The organism is Paenibacillus sp. TSA_86.1, assembly GCF_052691815.1.
This window is the reverse complement of sequence record NZ_JBQZGE010000014.1, coordinates 102,554-118,295: the sequence shown is the minus strand read 5'-3', so window position 1 is coordinate 118,295 and position 15,742 is coordinate 102,554. Positions and strand designations below refer to the sequence as shown.

Annotated in this window: 18 protein-coding genes; 17 read left to right on the top strand and 1 reads right to left on the bottom strand. The window is 50.1% G+C overall.

The genetic code is table 11. The features are described from left to right. Positions 1-19 precede the first annotated feature (19 nt). Together rpsN and ACUTVW_RS21835 are read left to right on the top strand one after the other, a co-directional pair. On the top strand, positions 20-289 hold the full coding sequence (rpsN, locus tag ACUTVW_RS21840; RefSeq protein ID WP_445647696.1) for a 30S ribosomal protein S14: 270 nt from the start codon (positions 20-22) through the stop codon (positions 287-289). Between the two features lie 38 nt (positions 290-327). Beyond that, a complete protein-coding gene (locus ACUTVW_RS21835; RefSeq protein WP_445647695.1) occupies positions 328-669 on the top strand; it encodes a DUF3024 domain-containing protein in 342 nt (113 codons plus the stop codon). Between the two features lie 833 nt (positions 670-1,502). On the opposite strand, the gene ACUTVW_RS21830 is transcribed toward ACUTVW_RS21835, so the two are convergent. Continuing rightward, the gene (locus ACUTVW_RS21830) at positions 1,503-2,615 is read right to left on the bottom strand and encodes a substrate-binding domain-containing protein (protein WP_445647694.1); all 1,113 of its coding nucleotides are present in this window, start codon (positions 2,613-2,615) and stop codon (positions 1,503-1,505) included. A gap of 270 nt (positions 2,616-2,885) precedes the next feature. Here ACUTVW_RS21830 and modA point away from each other — a divergent pair, with 270 nt between their 5' ends. From modA to ACUTVW_RS21755, 15 genes are all read left to right on the top strand, one after another. Further along, on the top strand, positions 2,886-3,767 hold the full coding sequence (gene modA, locus ACUTVW_RS21825) for a molybdate ABC transporter substrate-binding protein (RefSeq protein WP_445647693.1): 882 nt from the start codon (positions 2,886-2,888) through the stop codon (positions 3,765-3,767). Continuing rightward, positions 3,764-4,453: a molybdate ABC transporter permease subunit gene (gene modB / locus ACUTVW_RS21820; protein ID WP_445647692.1), complete on the top strand. Its 690-nt coding sequence runs from the start codon at positions 3,764-3,766 to the stop codon at positions 4,451-4,453. The genes modA and modB overlap by 4 nt, the downstream gene beginning before the upstream one ends. A gap of 348 nt (positions 4,454-4,801) precedes the next feature. Next, positions 4,802-5,134 (top strand): hypothetical protein, encoded by a 333-nt coding sequence (locus ACUTVW_RS21815; protein WP_434749617.1) that lies wholly within the window; start codon positions 4,802-4,804, stop codon positions 5,132-5,134. 436 nt (positions 5,135-5,570) lie between these two features. Then, positions 5,571-5,858, top strand: coding sequence for a nucleoside-diphosphate sugar epimerase (locus ACUTVW_RS21810; RefSeq protein ID WP_111269428.1), 288 nt, complete (start codon positions 5,571-5,573; stop codon positions 5,856-5,858). A gap of 23 nt (positions 5,859-5,881) precedes the next feature. Then, positions 5,882-6,223, top strand: coding sequence for a restriction endonuclease subunit S (locus ACUTVW_RS21805; RefSeq protein ID WP_434749619.1), 342 nt, complete (start codon positions 5,882-5,884; stop codon positions 6,221-6,223). After that, a complete protein-coding gene (locus ACUTVW_RS21800; protein WP_445647691.1) occupies positions 6,220-6,519 on the top strand; it encodes a hypothetical protein in 300 nt (99 codons plus the stop codon). The genes ACUTVW_RS21805 and ACUTVW_RS21800 overlap by 4 nt, the downstream gene beginning before the upstream one ends. Before the next feature lies 1 nt (position 6,520). Next, complete coding sequence (locus ACUTVW_RS21795) at positions 6,521-6,859, top strand: hypothetical protein (RefSeq protein WP_445647690.1); 339 nt, start codon at positions 6,521-6,523, stop codon at positions 6,857-6,859. A 269-nt stretch (positions 6,860-7,128) separates the two neighbouring features. Continuing rightward, positions 7,129-8,214: a CgeB family protein gene (locus ACUTVW_RS21790; protein WP_445647689.1), complete on the top strand. Its 1,086-nt coding sequence runs from the start codon at positions 7,129-7,131 to the stop codon at positions 8,212-8,214. 63 nt (positions 8,215-8,277) lie between these two features. After that, positions 8,278-9,420 (top strand): CgeB family protein, encoded by a 1,143-nt coding sequence (locus ACUTVW_RS21785; protein WP_445647688.1) that lies wholly within the window; start codon positions 8,278-8,280, stop codon positions 9,418-9,420. A gap of 72 nt (positions 9,421-9,492) precedes the next feature. Then, entirely contained in the window at positions 9,493-11,127 is a 1,635-nt protein-coding gene (locus ACUTVW_RS21780; protein WP_445647687.1) for a glycosyltransferase family 4 protein, read from the top strand. A 41-nt stretch (positions 11,128-11,168) separates the two neighbouring features. Next, positions 11,169-12,260: a non-hydrolyzing UDP-N-acetylglucosamine 2-epimerase gene (gene wecB / locus ACUTVW_RS21775; protein ID WP_445647727.1), complete on the top strand. Its 1,092-nt coding sequence runs from the start codon at positions 11,169-11,171 to the stop codon at positions 12,258-12,260. Beyond that, positions 12,253-13,239: a polysaccharide biosynthesis protein gene (locus ACUTVW_RS21770; RefSeq protein WP_445647686.1), complete on the top strand. Its 987-nt coding sequence runs from the start codon at positions 12,253-12,255 to the stop codon at positions 13,237-13,239. Before wecB ends, ACUTVW_RS21770 begins: the two co-directional genes overlap by 8 nt. Further along, entirely contained in the window at positions 13,236-14,063 is an 828-nt protein-coding gene (locus ACUTVW_RS21765; protein WP_445647685.1) for a dTDP-4-dehydrorhamnose reductase family protein, read from the top strand. The genes ACUTVW_RS21770 and ACUTVW_RS21765 overlap by 4 nt, the downstream gene beginning before the upstream one ends. Further along, the gene (locus ACUTVW_RS21760) at positions 14,045-14,986 is read left to right on the top strand and encodes an NAD-dependent epimerase/dehydratase family protein (protein ID WP_445647684.1); all 942 of its coding nucleotides are present in this window, start codon (positions 14,045-14,047) and stop codon (positions 14,984-14,986) included. Before ACUTVW_RS21765 ends, ACUTVW_RS21760 begins: the two co-directional genes overlap by 19 nt. Beyond that, positions 14,983-15,699, top strand: a complete 717-nt coding sequence (locus ACUTVW_RS21755; RefSeq protein ID WP_445647683.1) for a glycosyltransferase — start codon at positions 14,983-14,985, stop codon at positions 15,697-15,699. Before ACUTVW_RS21760 ends, ACUTVW_RS21755 begins: the two co-directional genes overlap by 4 nt. Positions 15,700-15,742: the final 43 nt, after the last annotated feature.

Genomic DNA, 15,742 nt, shown 5'->3' with positions numbered 1-15,742 from the left:
AACAAAGGAGCTGTAGTAGATGGCTAAAAAATCAAAGGTTGTGCGTGAGAAACAACGTCAGGCAGTCGTAGCAAAGTATGCGGAACTGCGCCGTGAACTGAAGGAAAAAGGGGATTATGAGGCGTTGCAAAAGTTGCCCCGCAATGCGTCACCAACGCGATTGAAAAGTCGTTGCGAGATCACAGGCCGTCCGCGTGGATATCTGCGCAAATTCAAAGTATCCCGGATCAAATTCCGTGAACTGGCTCATCAAGGTCAGATCCCGGGAGTTACCAAGTCCAGCTGGTAAGCATGATAAGCGGAGTTCTTGATAAGGAGGTATCTTCCATGTTGGATAGGTTTACGCAGCGCCGAATTGTATCCTTGATGAACGGTTATGTCCATGAGAAAGTACCAGCAGAGCTGCGGACGATGGTGAAGTTAACCTACGAGATGCAGGAAAATGAGTTGATTCTCACCGAAGAGCGCCCTGCTGGACAACGATATCAGTGGGAGAGAATGCCGATTGCCCGCTTTTATTGGGAGGGAGACCAGTGGAAGGTATTTGCCAGCGATGATCAGCACAGCTGGAGTCCAGCGGATATGGTTGTGCCATGTTCCGACTTTGAGGATGTCTTGGAGCAAGTGGAGCGAGATGACTCCGGGGTGTTTTGGCGTGAACGTGATTAAACAAATAATTATGGTGCGTCTGGTGATAGAACTAAAATAACTAAAAAACTAAAATAACTAAAATAACTGGAGAAGCGTGCATTGGCTATATGAGGATCAGGATCGTGAACAACGATTGGGGTCCTCTTTTTGTTTTGTCGTGGAAGGTTCTAATTGGGGGGGCGAATAAGTGGAGTAACTTGGTGGTGAGAGTATAGTGATGCGAATGGTAAGAGGAAGCGGAGTGAAATGTTCGAGTAAGCGAAGTAACCTGATGGTGCGCCAGAGTGTTGCGAGTGGCTGGATTAGCTTGGTAGTGGGAGAGAAGTGGTGCGAGAGGGTAGAGTAACTTGGCTGGAGAGAAATGTGGTGAAGGTGAAAGAAACTACTGCAGTAGGCTCGGCTCGTGTCCCTAAAAATCTCTAGTACAAATTCTAACGATCTCCAGGAACGCTATTCACCCCACAAAAGCAGGTTTGAAATTCTAACGATCCGTAGGAACGTTATTTTGCTGAAAATAGCGATTTTGACGGGGAAATCGCTATTTTCAGCCGAATAAGCTCTCTGGTGATCGTTAGATTTTTCAAACTGCGATATGTGGCTAAATAAGCTCTCTGGAGATCGCTAGCGTGAGGAGTGCAGGTGGAGAGGCGGTCATTTGTTGAAGAACAAATATTTGGTGGAGTACACTGGATCCCTGCGACCGTAGACAGTACAACCATACTGCCATACACTGTACACCCTGTTACCCTGCTACCATCTGCACAGCCACCTTCACTTCTTCCCTGAGTTAACGATGGACTCTTATTCCTCCATCTCGCACACACACTCCAAGCTACTTAACTCTCCCACAGCTAAGTCTCGTATAAAACCTCACCCGTGCGTGATACATCATACCCCTCGAACGCTCTTAACTCTTGTCTGAACTCGTGAGACTGGAGGATGTGTAAAACCGATTCAATCCAGGCCTCGTTTCCTTGTTTCCTCAGCATGACCAAATCATAGCGCTCCTGAACTAGCGGAATGAAATCGACTTGCCCGACAAGGCGTGCGGCCTTCTCGATGCCTATACCCACATCCGCTTCGCCGGAACTGACTTTGGCTGCTACGCCCATATGACTTGTTTCTTCCAGATCATATCCGAGGAGTCCAGCAGCAGAGATTCCGTGTAGCCGTAACTGCTCGTCCAGTAGCACTCGGGCGCCAGAACCTTTTTCCCGATTTGCGAGACGCAGGCCGGATTGGTTTAGATCTGTCCAGTCGTTCAACTGACGAGGGTTTCCGCGTGGAACATACAGACCAGCAGGGCGAGACAACAGATTGACTACGACGTAAGACCAGCCTGTTAAAATTTTGCGAATATACGGCAGATTATACTCTCCGGTGTCTCCGTCCAGCAGGTGAGTGCTAACCAGATCGGACTCCCCCCGATACATCGAGATCAGCCCATCCAGACTGCCCATAAAAGAGCGAAGCGGACGGATGTCCCGAGACTGCTTCTCGATATGACGCATTAGAATATCCAGACTGACATCCTGCCCCGTAATAACCAGATGACGTGACGTACCTGTACTGTTCTGAGCGGAGCTAGAGGTAGCGCTATTGAACAAAGGTGAATCCGCTTGAGAGGGCGATACTCCCATGTTCTTAGATGCTGTTCCATGCGGAGATTCATCTTGTCCGGATACTAGGGGGGAACGAGAAGCTTGGCCAAGTTTCGGACCAGATACAGCCGAAAGTTGCTCGGTTGTCACTCCTGGCACTGCATTCGGCTGCGCCTGTGCTGGCGACTGGAGCTGCTTGGAACGACGTTTGTAGGCTTCCAGATCGGTAGCATCAATGCGCATCTGTTTGCCTACACGATAGGCGACAAGGTCTCCCTTTTTGATCAGATCATAGACTGTCAGTTTCGATATTTTAAGTAGCTTGGCTATCTCTTCGGTTGTGTAGGATTGCTCCTCCGTCATTGATGAAGAACCTCCCTCTATATTATAAAAGGCCGTAAAACCTTAAACACATGTAATTCCAAATAAAAAGACGTTTCTTGTACTATACCATTATTTGAAGACACGCATAAACCTGAGAACGCACAATAAAAAGCTGAAATATTGTCTTGAATTTAGAATGTGATTAATATCACCTTCCTATTTTGTTTGTTCTGTGTATAATTAGTTATAATCAATTATATCTATTTATAACTAAACATAACGTTGAATATGAAATTCGGGGGAGAACCAATGAATAAAAGAATCGGATGTGTACTTGGAACCATGTCACTGGGACTGGCGCTTGTACTGGCTGGCTGCGGTGCAAACGCAGATACAAATAAGCAAGATGCGGCTTCTTCTGCAAATCAACCAGCAGCCTCTACACCAGCGGCATCCGGTGAGAATACAACGCTAGCAACGACTGAGCCACAGGAAAAAGTCGAGCTGACGATATCCGCTGCGGCAAGTCTGACGGATGCAATGAAAGAGATCCAGACGAACTATGAACAAGCCAACCCCAATATTAGCCTGAACTTTAACTTCGGGGCATCAGGAGCACTGCAACAGCAGATCGAGCAGGGAGCACCAGCAGATATTTTTGTATCCGCGTCTGCGAAAAATATGAAGGCATTAGTCGATGAGAATCTGGTTGCGTCAAGCGACCAGAAGAACCTGCTGCAAAATTCATTGGTAGCGATTGTACCCGCGGATGGGACAAGTACAGTGACCAGTGAGAAGGATCTGACAAACGACGCCATCAAAACAGTAGCCATTGGCATTCCCGAGAGTGTACCTGCGGGTACTTATGCGAAGGAAGCTTTGACTAATGCGAAGCTGTGGGATCAGCTTGAGAACAAGCTTGTTCAAGGCAAAGACGTCAGACAAGTACTCCAATATGTAGAAACAGGCAATGCAGATGCCGGATTTGTGTACAAAACCGATGCACTCACTTCCAAACAGGTGAAAATTGCGTTTGAAGTAGACAAAACCAGTTACACACCTGCCAATTATCCGCTAGGCATCATTGAAGGCACGAACCATCGCACTGAAGCCGAACAATTTTATACTTATCTGCAAACACCTGAAGTATTAGAAATTTTTGCGAAATACGGCTTCTCCATACCGAAATGAATGTTAACGCGATAGATTGGTCTCTATTCTGGTCCCCGGTACGATTGTCCCTTCAGGTGGCACTGTTATCCAGTATTGTAGCCGTCGTAGTGGGTGTGGCGGTTGCCTGGAAAATGTCACGTACTTCATTTCGCGGTAAAGTTTTTTTGGAGACGATCCTCATGCTTCCACTTGTGCTGCCTCCAACGGTAGTTGGATTCCTGCTTCTGGTCATTCTGGGTCGCAGAAGTCTGCTTGGGCGCTGGATCGAGGCGATCTTTTCGGCGCCTGTCATTTTTTCGTGGTGGGCAGCTGTCATTGCTTCGGTTGTGGTGGCCTTTCCACTCGTGTATCAGACGATGAAATCCGGTTTTAACGGGGTGGATCGAGATCTGGAGGATGCAGGCAGGTCAATCGGAGCAGGTGAATGGCAGGTGTTCCGCTACATTACGTTGCCAATGGCAGGCAGAGCGTTAATGACGGCTTTTATTCTGGGATTTGCCCGCGCACTAGGGGAATTTGGTGCAACATTGATGATTGCAGGTAACATTCCCGGCAAAACACAGACGGTGCCAACGGCCATTTATGTCGCTGTGGATTCAGGAAATCAGACGATGGCCTGGGCCTGGACGATATCGATCATCATCATCTCTTTCCTTATGTTACTGATGACGAGACAGCAGCGCGACAGCAAAGCATCCTTTTAGTTCAAATCAATCAATCTGCTCTAATATAAGCGGAGCGACATAATGGTCGTCGTAACAGAATCTAACAACTTATAAATAATCGGAAATATCTCGCAATAATAGGCAAAAATGTGTAAAGCCCGCTTGGAGAATTTATTCTCGGATAGCGGGTTTTTATTATGAATCGGATGACATATGTCCTCAAAGGGATTGAAAATGATCATAACGGAAAAGTAAAGCCCTTTTCGGCGAAAAAAAACAAATTTTTTTCCAAAATTATGTCGTTCAGTACTCGCTTTCCGGGGGCTTGTTCCTGTAAAATAGGAGGTAACTGATTCCAGCCAAGCATTGAAATAAGGAGAGACGACGATGAAGACTAAACTGGATTGCGACATAACGTTGCAAATCGACGATTATCTGGATCTTTTGCATTTTGCCATCCAAATTCAAGATCAGGAATGGCGCCAGTCCCTTATCCAGCAACTCAAAATATTTCAAACGGCAACGGAGCAGCAACATACTCCTGAAGAAGAATTATGGATGAGATTTGATTATATCAATAGCAAATTGACAGGTCTGTGTCATCAGATCCATGCCGCTCACTCTCTGGATGAACGCAAGAAGTTCGAAGAACGTGTTGGCGTTTTGCAATTACAGCGGGTCGAAGTAGCTCGGAAAATCAAGTGGGCGAGTCGCAGGTAGAAGAATTCCTGAAACAACACGGATAATCGTTTAGACTTGTGTTATTTCACGAGCTTCTTCGCTTGTTCAGATCGACTGGCACGGATATAACATCCACCGTTCTGCTCTAACAGACTTCAGGATAGAACAGCAAACTCAACATTCTAGTGCCACATCCAACTAGGAACACATCCAAGAACAAGGCCACTCTCCGGCGTAGCACGGGAGAGTGGCTTTTTTGCTTATAAATAGACATTCTCCCTGGTAATTCCTCAGCCGTTGCTCTCTGGATTGGGGCTATGTAATTGAATGATACACAGGAACGATATAATTTAACGATATAGGCGCAAGCTGGAGTAACTGACGCTCCCGGCCCGGCATATGCTGTAGCAGGCAAGTGCTGATAGGCCGGGTTTTTCTATGGGTGAAGCAGGCCTTAACCGAAAGGAGGAGCACCATGCAGAGCAAAATCGATGAGATCATTACCCATATCGCACATTCCCACCAGCAGATTGCGCGGGTATTGGATGCCAAACGTCAGGTTGCTGTACGTATGTCGGAGATCATCCACCATTTGCCGGATAACGAGCCGGAACTGGATGGGGTAGAAGGTTTGCTGGACAGCTCGGGACAGATTAACAAAAGCATCATCTCCTACCTGGGCGGGCTTGCTGACCTGGAAGAAGCTGTGGCCGAGACGCTGACCCAGGTTATGCGGGAGATCGCGGTACAAGAGGAAGAATAAGCCCGGAAGGCGGGTGAAGAAACATGAGTAGAGAACAAAGTCTCATTCTGATGCTGGATGCTGCAGCCAAGATGCAGTGGAATATTGCGTTAATTTTAGAGGCCAAAGCCATTGAGGCGGAGAAGGTGCGGAACTGGACGCTGAATCATCTGAATGGGGACAGCTTTTTGACCCATGGTGACCAGGTAGGGGAGCCGCTAAAAATGCATGAGCAACTGGTCGAGCTGCTGGAAGGGCTAACTCGTATGGAGACGGGTCTATGCAACAACCTTAAAGCCGTGATGGTTCAGAGTGACAGCGAAGATAGCGGCGGAATGGATGGGGGCATGTTTGGCGGCATGGACCTCGGGGATATGGGAAAATGAGTCTTTTGCAGCGTGAGCAGGAGGTCAAACTGGCGCTTATCGAATCCATTGCCCATAGCCAGCAGGCGCTCGCCCGCATTCTGGACAGTGTAGCCAGTGTATCTTCTCATTCGGAAGTATCCGCCCGCATTCTCGCGGAGAACATACGTCTGCTTAGTCGATATCAGGAAGAAATGTCTCGTATGGTCACGGGGATCAGGCTGACCCGAATTCGTCATGGGGAGCCAGGTCTGCCTTGGATCAAAGACCCCGGATGTATCATTCGTACTGCCGGGAATTTACAGGAGGAATGCTGATATGTTAAAAAAGAAGGCCAGGCTGAAATCAAAACGTGCTTTATTAGCTCGGGGGGCCCGCTTGCGTAAAATCCGCAAGCTGCGTGCGCTGAAATCCAAGCGTGTTGTTCACAAACGCACAGGCAAAGGACGTAGTGCGTGGCTGAAAAAAAAGAAACGTACGGTGCAGAGGCACCGGAACAAGAAACTCGTGCGACCTGCCGTCCCGGTTACCCCTACCGATCCAAACCCGGACAGCGCCTACAGCCAGGGGTACAACGAGGCGTACAACGAGGGATTCAACACCGGTTTCGCCAAGGGATTCGAGGACGGACACCAACTGGCGTACAAAGCGCAGTAATAGATACAGACGTACAAGACACAGCCGTAAAGGATTAACATACAGAAAGAAGCATAGCCCGGAGGGACAGTTCCCTCCGGGCTATTTGCATTGACCACAGGAGCGGACATGCCCGTGCAGGCGAATATGGAGGGCAGACGCCAATTTTGAGCCCGGCAGGACACCCGTCCATGATGCATCTGACCCCGAGGCATATCCTTTAGAGGGAAGACCAATCTCGTGGAGAGTCAGGACTAAGATCTCCTTGAAGGAAGACAGGGTGAAGAAATGTGGCAAAACGAAGACACCGCCCGCTGACTGAAGCGGAGGCGGCCTACCGCGGCGGATATGCAGAAGGCCGCAGGTTTGGCGGCTGTCAAGCCATCATGGAGCGGGTACAGACGTTTGAACCGACACTGCGGGACATGAAGGTGCTGTATATCCCGCAGGGATTCGATGCCATTGATCAAGGTGTCATTCTGGCACTGCAGCAGTCGGTTCGAGAATGCGTTGTTGGATCGCCAGCAACGATGTTGCAGGAAGCCAGTCAGCACCGGCCTGATGTTGTTTTGGTCATGAACGGTCTGCATGTGTTTCCCGAGAATCATCTGGAGCAGGTGAGGGGAATACGTGAATTGGCGATTCGAACGGCGGTATGGTTTGTCGATGATCCCTATTTCACAGAGGATACTGCGACCCTCTGCCAGCATTACGACATCGTGTTTACCCATGAAGAAGCAGCCGTGCCCTTCTACAAAGAAAAAGGAGCACAATGTGTAATCTATATGCCGCTTGCCGTAAATCCCGGCATGTTTCATCCACGCCGCACAGAGCCTCAGTATCAGTACGATATTTGCTTTATTGGCACAGGGTTCTGGAACCGGATTGATCTGTTCAATCAGCTCGCTCCGTACCTTGCAGACAAAAAGGTGTTCATTGCCGGAAGCCAGTGGAACCGTCTGGCACGGCTCGATGTATTGGGACAGTTCATTCACGAAGGGTGGATCGACCCGGGTGCAACGGTCGATTATTACAATGGCGCCAAAATCGTAATTAACGTACACCGAACCTGTGAGAACGGTGAGGATAATCGAAATACCCACCAACTATCGGGGCGTTCGATCAATCCACGCACCTATGAGATCGGTGCGTGCGGAACGATGCAGATTACCGATACTCGCGGAGATCTGCATCGTTATTATCAGCCAGGGTATGACATCGAGACATTTAGCACAGCGGCAGAGTTGCAGCGCAAGATCCAATATTATCTGCATCATGAAGAGGAACGTCAGGCCATCGCTTGGCGAGGTCTGCTCACTACCATGAATCGTCATACGTTTACCCGCCGCATTACCGAGTTGTTAGGACATCTGTAGTTTCTCTTCTGTGGAAGGGCAGCATCAGAAAGCACGTTATCCCAAATAAAAAGGAGTGGCGGTATGTCTTTCAAACATCGTAAAACCAGAAAGGTTCATCAACCACCTGTAGTCAGCCTGGCAGATCAGGCGCGTAAAAACGGGCAGCACGCCGGATTTGATGCAGGTAAAGAAGAAGGGTACCTGCGCGGTCGCGCCAATTATATCGTGAATTGCGCACAAGAGCCGCTGCCTTTCCGGCAACTTCACGTGCTCTATGTTTCTTCGGGTAAGGGGTTCCCATACTCTCCGCTGGATGATGCGATTATGGCCACGTTACAGGGCATGGTTGCTCAGGTGACCCTGTCCGATCCGCGCCAGCCAGTATCGCAGGTTGCGCTCGAAACGCGTCCTGATCTGGTGCTTGTGCTGGACGGCATGGATATTCCCGTTGAGCACATCGATGCCATACGTCAAGCGGGAATTCAGACAGCAATCTGGCTTACGGATGATCCGTATTATACCGACATGACGCTGGAAATCGTGAAGCATTATGACCATGTATTCACACTGGAACTCAATTGTGTAGAACTCTATCGCCAGCATGGCTGTGCGTCCGTTCATTATATGCCTTTTGCCGCCTTCACCAATCACTACTTCCCGATTACAACCCCTTCCCCGCTTAAACGGGATGTCAGCTTTATCGGCTCGGCATACTGGAACCGCGTGTACTTCTTCAATCCAATCATGCCGCAGCTGATGTCGCACAATACCGTTTTTAACGGCATCTGGTGGGATCGTCTGCCTGACTATACAGCCTATGGCGAGAAAATCGAGCTTGGCCGCTGGATGAGTCCGCAAGAAACGAATGACGTGTACAACGGCACCAAAATCGTGATCAATCTGCATCGCTCCCATGAGGACGATTCGGTCAACAATAACCAGATCAAAATTCCGCCAGCCTCACCGAATCCGAGAACATTTGAGATTGCTGCGAGCACAACACTGCAGCTGACCGATGCACGCGACGACCTGGCCCGTTTCTATAAACCAGGGGTAGAGATTGAAACGTATTCTTCACCGCAGGAGATGCTTGAGAAGGTAGATTATTACCTTGCACATGAGAAGGAGCGGCGCGAGATTGCCCTGCGAGGGCTTGAACGGACGTTGAAAGATCACACGTATGGCAGAAGAATCAACACATTGTTAAGCATTATATTCCCTTAATCTCGGCCAGGAGGAGGTGTGCACAGTGCCCTGTATCAGCTTGTCTCTTGTATACAGGGTCCGTGTGCGGCCATGGCAATGAAACCAAAACTGATGCTGTTTTCCCATGTGTGCAATACCCGGAGTATTACAGGGGCGGAGAAACTTCTGCTTCATTTTATGAGAGAGATTGGTACGATCTTTGAATGTGTGCTTGTAGCGCCGCAGGAAGGGAAACTCACCGGACTTGCACGAAGATTTGGCATCCAGGTTCACATCTGTAATTTGCCGATGCTTCACGGTGTGTATACCCCTTATCAGGGAATTGCGCAAGATGCAGAACATCTGCGGCATACCCCGGCATTTCAGGATGCGCTCTGGCTGATTCGAAGTCACGAACCAGATATGATTCTAACGAATACTTGCGTGAATGTAATGCCTGCTGTGGCAGCAAAATCACTGGGAATTCCGGTCATCTGGAAAATTACCGAGATTATTCAGACGAATGAACACACAGCCGAAGCGATCCAGATGATGGGCCGGTATGCGGACTGGATTATCGGGATTTCCGAGACGGCAGCGTTACCGTTCAAAGAAGCAGGCATGAGTGACAGGGTGACCATTATTCCCCCGACATGGGAGCCTTCCCTGCCTGCACCGGATCGCTGGCTTCATCTGCGTGAACGCAAACGCACAGAGCTTGGATTCAAGTCTTCGCATACCTGTATCGGTTATATTTCTTCCTTCATATATGATGCCAAAGGTTTGAAACCCTTTGTAGATATGGCGCTAAAACTGTGTGAGACCCATCCGCGCTGCCGCTTCTGGATCATTGGCACACCGTCGGACAAAAAGTATTACGACGAATGTGTGTACCGAGTGAAACGATCCGGCTATGCAAGGCGCTTCATTTTTACCACGTTTGAGGAAAATATATCTCTGGCCTACTCCGCGATGGATATCGTGGTCATCCCCAGCATGGTAAAAGAGGGATTTGGCATGACTGCGCTGGAGGGGCTGTACTTTGCGAAACCAGTCATCGCTTTTGACCAAGGCGGTCTCAGTGAATTGATGGTATCCGTAGGCAGCGGTGCATTTCTGGCTCCGCCAGGAGATAGTGAGGGACTCGTTACACTGGCGATGACGCTGCTGAATGATTCGGAGCTTGCTTCCGATACCGGATGGCGTAACCGGACAGAAGCGGAAAAGCTGTATGGAATCGAAACCTACCGAGTGAAGTTGCATACGATGGTCACACAGTGGTTATTGCGTTTTCCCGGATGGTTCACCTATATCCAGCCACCGAGTGGTCCCGTCATGACATGGGGAGAAGGCGGACTGCGTACAGTACTGGTTCCCGATCCAGCTCTTATACGGACATTGTTATTTCCAGAGAGCGTTGTACAGCTTCTTCCCCGCTCTTCGTTGCCGCCGGTAACCGTGACACAGCAGGGTGAGGGAGCCGGGAAACCGCGCGAGGAACATCAACGGAATGAACCGGAAATCCGTGGGAGAAAACGTCGCCGCAAGAGAGGCGCTCCTACTTCTAGCCGCAAGCTCAAAGAGCTGAAACGGACGATCCGAACCGGGAAGAAGAGCCGTACGGCTCGTAAAGTGAAAAGCCGGCATGCATCTGCCACGAAATTGTCCAAATTGGGTACCCGCAGGCGCTCCTCCGGGAGCAAGAGACGCAGCCGGAAGGTACGCAAAGGTTCCAATACACGATAAGAGAGATGGTTTTCAATATAAGTTAGGAGGCAGGGATGACGATGAAGATCATGACGGTGCTGGGCACGAGACCTGAGATTATTCGGCTCAGCCTGATCATTTCCAAGCTGGACCAGTACGCGTCCAAACATATTCTGGTACACACGGGACAGAACTTCACAGAAAGTCTCAGCGGTCTTTTTTTCAAGGAAATGGGTCTGCGTGCCCCGGATTACGTTCTTCAGGATGAAGCTGCCTCATTGGGACGACAACTGTCCTCCATGTATACACAGATGGAAGACTTGATCCTGCAGGAGAAGCCCGACAAGGTGCTCTTGCTTGGAGACACGAACAGTGCCTTGTGTGCCGTACTTGCTGAACGTATGGGCATTCCAGTTATTCATATGGAGGCGGGGAATCGCTGCTTTGATTTGGATGTGCCGGAGGAAAAAAACCGCCGCGTTATTGATGCGATTTCCACCATTAATATGCCGTACACCGAACAGAGCAAGAAACATCTCGTCAGTGAAGGTGTGCCCAGCCGCCGTATTGTGCTTACGGGCAACCCGATCTACGAGGTGATGGAACATTACAGCGCACAGGTTAATGCCAGCAAAATTTTGAAAAAGCTCAAACTGAAGCCCGGACACTATTTTCTCGTCACCGCTCATCGGGCTGAAAACGTGGATCATGCCCCTCATCTGCTGGAGATCATGAAAGGGCTGAATCAGGTTGCCGAGGAGCATGGGCAACGTGTGATCTGCAGCATTCATCCGCGGACGGCGATTCGGATTGCTGAGCATCTTCAATTGGAGATGCATCCGCTGGTGGAATTCCATGAGCCCTTTGGATTTTTCGACTTTGTCATGCTGGAGCGCCATGCACGTTGTGCGCTCACAGACAGCGGAACGGTTCAAGAAGAGTGTTGCATCATGGGGGTGCCCACCGTAACGATGCGCCGTACGACAGAACGTCCGGAAACGGTGGACTGCGGCAGTAATGTGGTCTCCGGCCTGGATGCGGCTCGAATTGCGGATTGTGTGAACGTGATGACCAAACTGCCGAATGATTGGGATTGTCCGCAAGGTTACAAGGCAACAGATGTATCCAGTAAAGTGGTCAAATTTCTGCTTGGAGGGAAAATGCATGTTTGAAAATAAGCGTATACTCGTGACTGGCGGTACGGGATCATGGGGGTATGAGCTTGTCGCTCAACTGTTGCCCCAGCAGCCAAAAGAAATTATTGTGTACTCCCGCAACGAGTCCAGCCAGGTAGCTATGAGCCGTGATTTCGAAGACTCGCGCCTTCATTTTCGCATTGGCGATATTCGTGACAAGGACGCCTTGACGGCAGCCTGCCAGCATGTGGACTATGTTTTCCATCTGGCTGCACTTAAGCATGTACCGGTATGTGAAGACCAGCCATATGAAGCACTCAAAACAAACGTGATCGGCACACAGAATGTTATTGAAGCGGCGATTGAAAATAAAGTGAAGAAAGTCATTTATATTTCGACCGACAAAGCGGCCAATCCGTCGAACTTTTACGGCATGACCAAGGCAATCGGCGAAAAATTGATTGTTTATGCGAACCTGCTGCACAGTGATACCAAGTTTGTTACGGTACGGGGCGGCAATGTGCTCGGCACCAACGGCAGTGTAGTACACCTGTTCAAAAACCAGATTCGCCAAAAAGGGCAGGTATCCATTACGGATATGGGCATGACCCGGTTCTTTCTTACACTCAAGGACGCGATTAAACTACTGTTCAAAGCTTCGGTGGAAAGTGTTGGCGGAGAGATCTTTGTCATGACGATGCCAACGTGCAAGATTGTTGATCTTGCCGAGGTGCTGATTGAGGATTCCGGTGTGGAAAACGTAGCGATTGTGGAACGTGGTGTTCGCCCGGGCGAAAAAATCCATGAAATACTGATGAGTGAATTCGAGAGCATGACCACCGTTGTCTACGACGAACAGTATCTGGTGATTTTGCCTACTCTCGGTATTCCAGGGTTGCGGGAGCATTATACCAACTGCCCACCTGTGCCTTACAGCAGCTTTAGTTCCGAACATCAGCTGATGACGAAAGAGGAGATTCGTGAGATTCTGAAGCGCGGAGGGTTTCTGTCATGAAGCTGCTGATTCTTGGGGGAAACGGAATGGCCGGCCATATTCTGGTCGACTATTTCCGCCGTCAAGGTGTGCATAGCGTCTTCTACACCACTCGGGACGTGACTGACCCGAATGGTTTGATCCTGGATGTGAATGACAGTTTCATGGTCGACAGGCTTGTAGAAGCGGTGCACCCGGACGTCATCATTAATGCAGTTGGTGTGCTGAACAGCTTTGCGGATGAGGATAAAATTGGTGCTTATCATATCAATGGTTTTCTGCCGCATCGTCTGCGGCGGATGGCCGATTCGATCGGTGCACGTCTAATCCACATCAGCACAGATTGTGTGTTCAGCGGGGATCGTGGGGCATACCGGGAGGATGATGTGACAGACGGTACGTCCTCCTACGCGATTACAAAAGCACTGGGTGAAGTGCAGGATGAAGGACATCTGACCATTCGGACTTCCATTATTGGGCCTGAAATCCGGCAGGGTGGTATTGGTCTAATGCAGTGGTTTATGTCCAGCACGGGTGAGGTCGGCGGGTATACGCGTGTCTTCTGGAATGGCGTAACCACACTTGAGCTTGCCAAATGGGTAGACCACTATCTGGCTTCTCCGGTCAGTGGCCTGATCCATCTTGCTCATCCTGCGCCGGTCAGCAAACATGATCTGCTTGTGCTGTTCCAGCAGGTCTGGAACAAGCAGGATGTGAAGATTGTACCGGATGATAGCATGGTGCAGGATCGCACGCTGGTATCCACCCGTGAGGATGTGAAGACAGACCTGCCGGACTATTCAACTATGCTGAAGGAGCTGGCATTATGGATGGAGCAGAGCTGACGGGTAAAAAAGTACTGATTACAGGTGCTTCCGGTTTTACGGGACGACATGCTGTAACTTATTTTCAGAACATCGGAGCGAGGGTTGCAGCGGTCGTCCGCAGACCGGATGTATATTCCTTTGGTGAGAATGTGGGTGTATATGTCTGTGATCTGAATAACAAGCTTCAAGTCCGCGAACTGATTAAGCAGGTTCAGCCAGAATATGTATTACATCTAGCTGGCAAAAACTCGGTGCCAGATTCCTGGGCAGATCCGCTGCTCGTGCTCGAAACCAACGTCATGGCGGTGTTGTATCTGCTAGATGCATTGCGGAGCTGTCCGGAGGCTCGAACCGTCATTGTAGGTTCAAGGCTCAAATACACCCCGGCGCCAGGACGTATCCCTCAGCCGCCTCATCCGTACAGCTTGAGCAAAGCGCTGGAGGAGATGGTGTCCCTGTCGTGGATGTCTCTATTCGGTCAGCAGATTATGCTGGCCGAACCGGGTAATCTGATCGGAGCCGGGCCGTCCACAGGCATCTGCTCTCTGCTCGCCCGTCATGTAGTTGCCTGTGAGCAGACGGGCAAAACCGAAGCATTCCGTCTGTCCGGGCGGGATAATACGCGTGATTTTCTGGATGTAAGGGATGCGGTTCGGGCGTACTCTGCCTTACTACTGCATGGCACTAGCGGTACAGTGTATCCGGTGGTGTCCGGGGTGGAGCGTAGCTTGGGCGAGATCGCCGATCTGCTGTTGTCCATGACAGAAGCAGACGTACCGATCCGCTGGGATGGCGCTTCATCCGGGCCGGACGGAGCAGGGAAGCAGGAGAAAATGTCGGAACTGCGCAAGCTGGGCTGGCAGCCGCAGATCCCGTTTGAGGCTTCGCTGCGGGATATTTTGAGTGATGTTCGTGCCCAGCAAGGGAGGACGAGAGGATGATTCCGCGAGTATCCATTGTGATTCCGTTCTACAATTGCCCCTACGTGCCGATGGCGATCCAGAGTGCGCTGGATCAAACCTATCCTGAGGTGGAGATCATTGTCGTCAACGACGGCTCCACAAGGCATGCGGAGCTGCTCCAGCCTTATCTGCCGCATATCAACGTGCTTGGCAAAAGTAACGGGGGAACTGCTTCCGCACTGAATCATGGCATTCGGCATGCCTCGGGGGATTATGTGGCCTGGCTGAGTTCAGATGATTTCTTTTACCCTGACAAAATTCGTTACCAGCTTGATTTCATGCAGCGTGAACATGTGCTGGTGTCCCATACGAATTTTCATTATATCAACGAACATTCGGCGGTTACCAAAATGCATGGCGGACCAGAGCCGATGTCCGAACTGGACTGTCTGCGCCGGTTTAATGGTGGCAATCCGGTTAATGGATGCACGGTCATGATTCGTAAGGATCTGTTTAGCGGCGTGGGGTTGTTTGATGAGCTATTGCCTTACACACATGATCTGGATCTCTGGCTGCGCATGCTGCTTAATGGTCATCGCTTCCCGTACCTGAATGAGCCGCTTACGGCGTATCGCTGGCATGGGGGGATGGGCTCGGTACGTCATGCGGATGTGATCGGCAGAGAAGCATCCATGGTCTGGTCCAGGTACCGCGAACCGTTATTGCAGCGTATTGCTACGCTTGGCGGGTAGCGAACGGGGCCGTTATGAAGCCGCACTGCGTGCTGAATAGCGG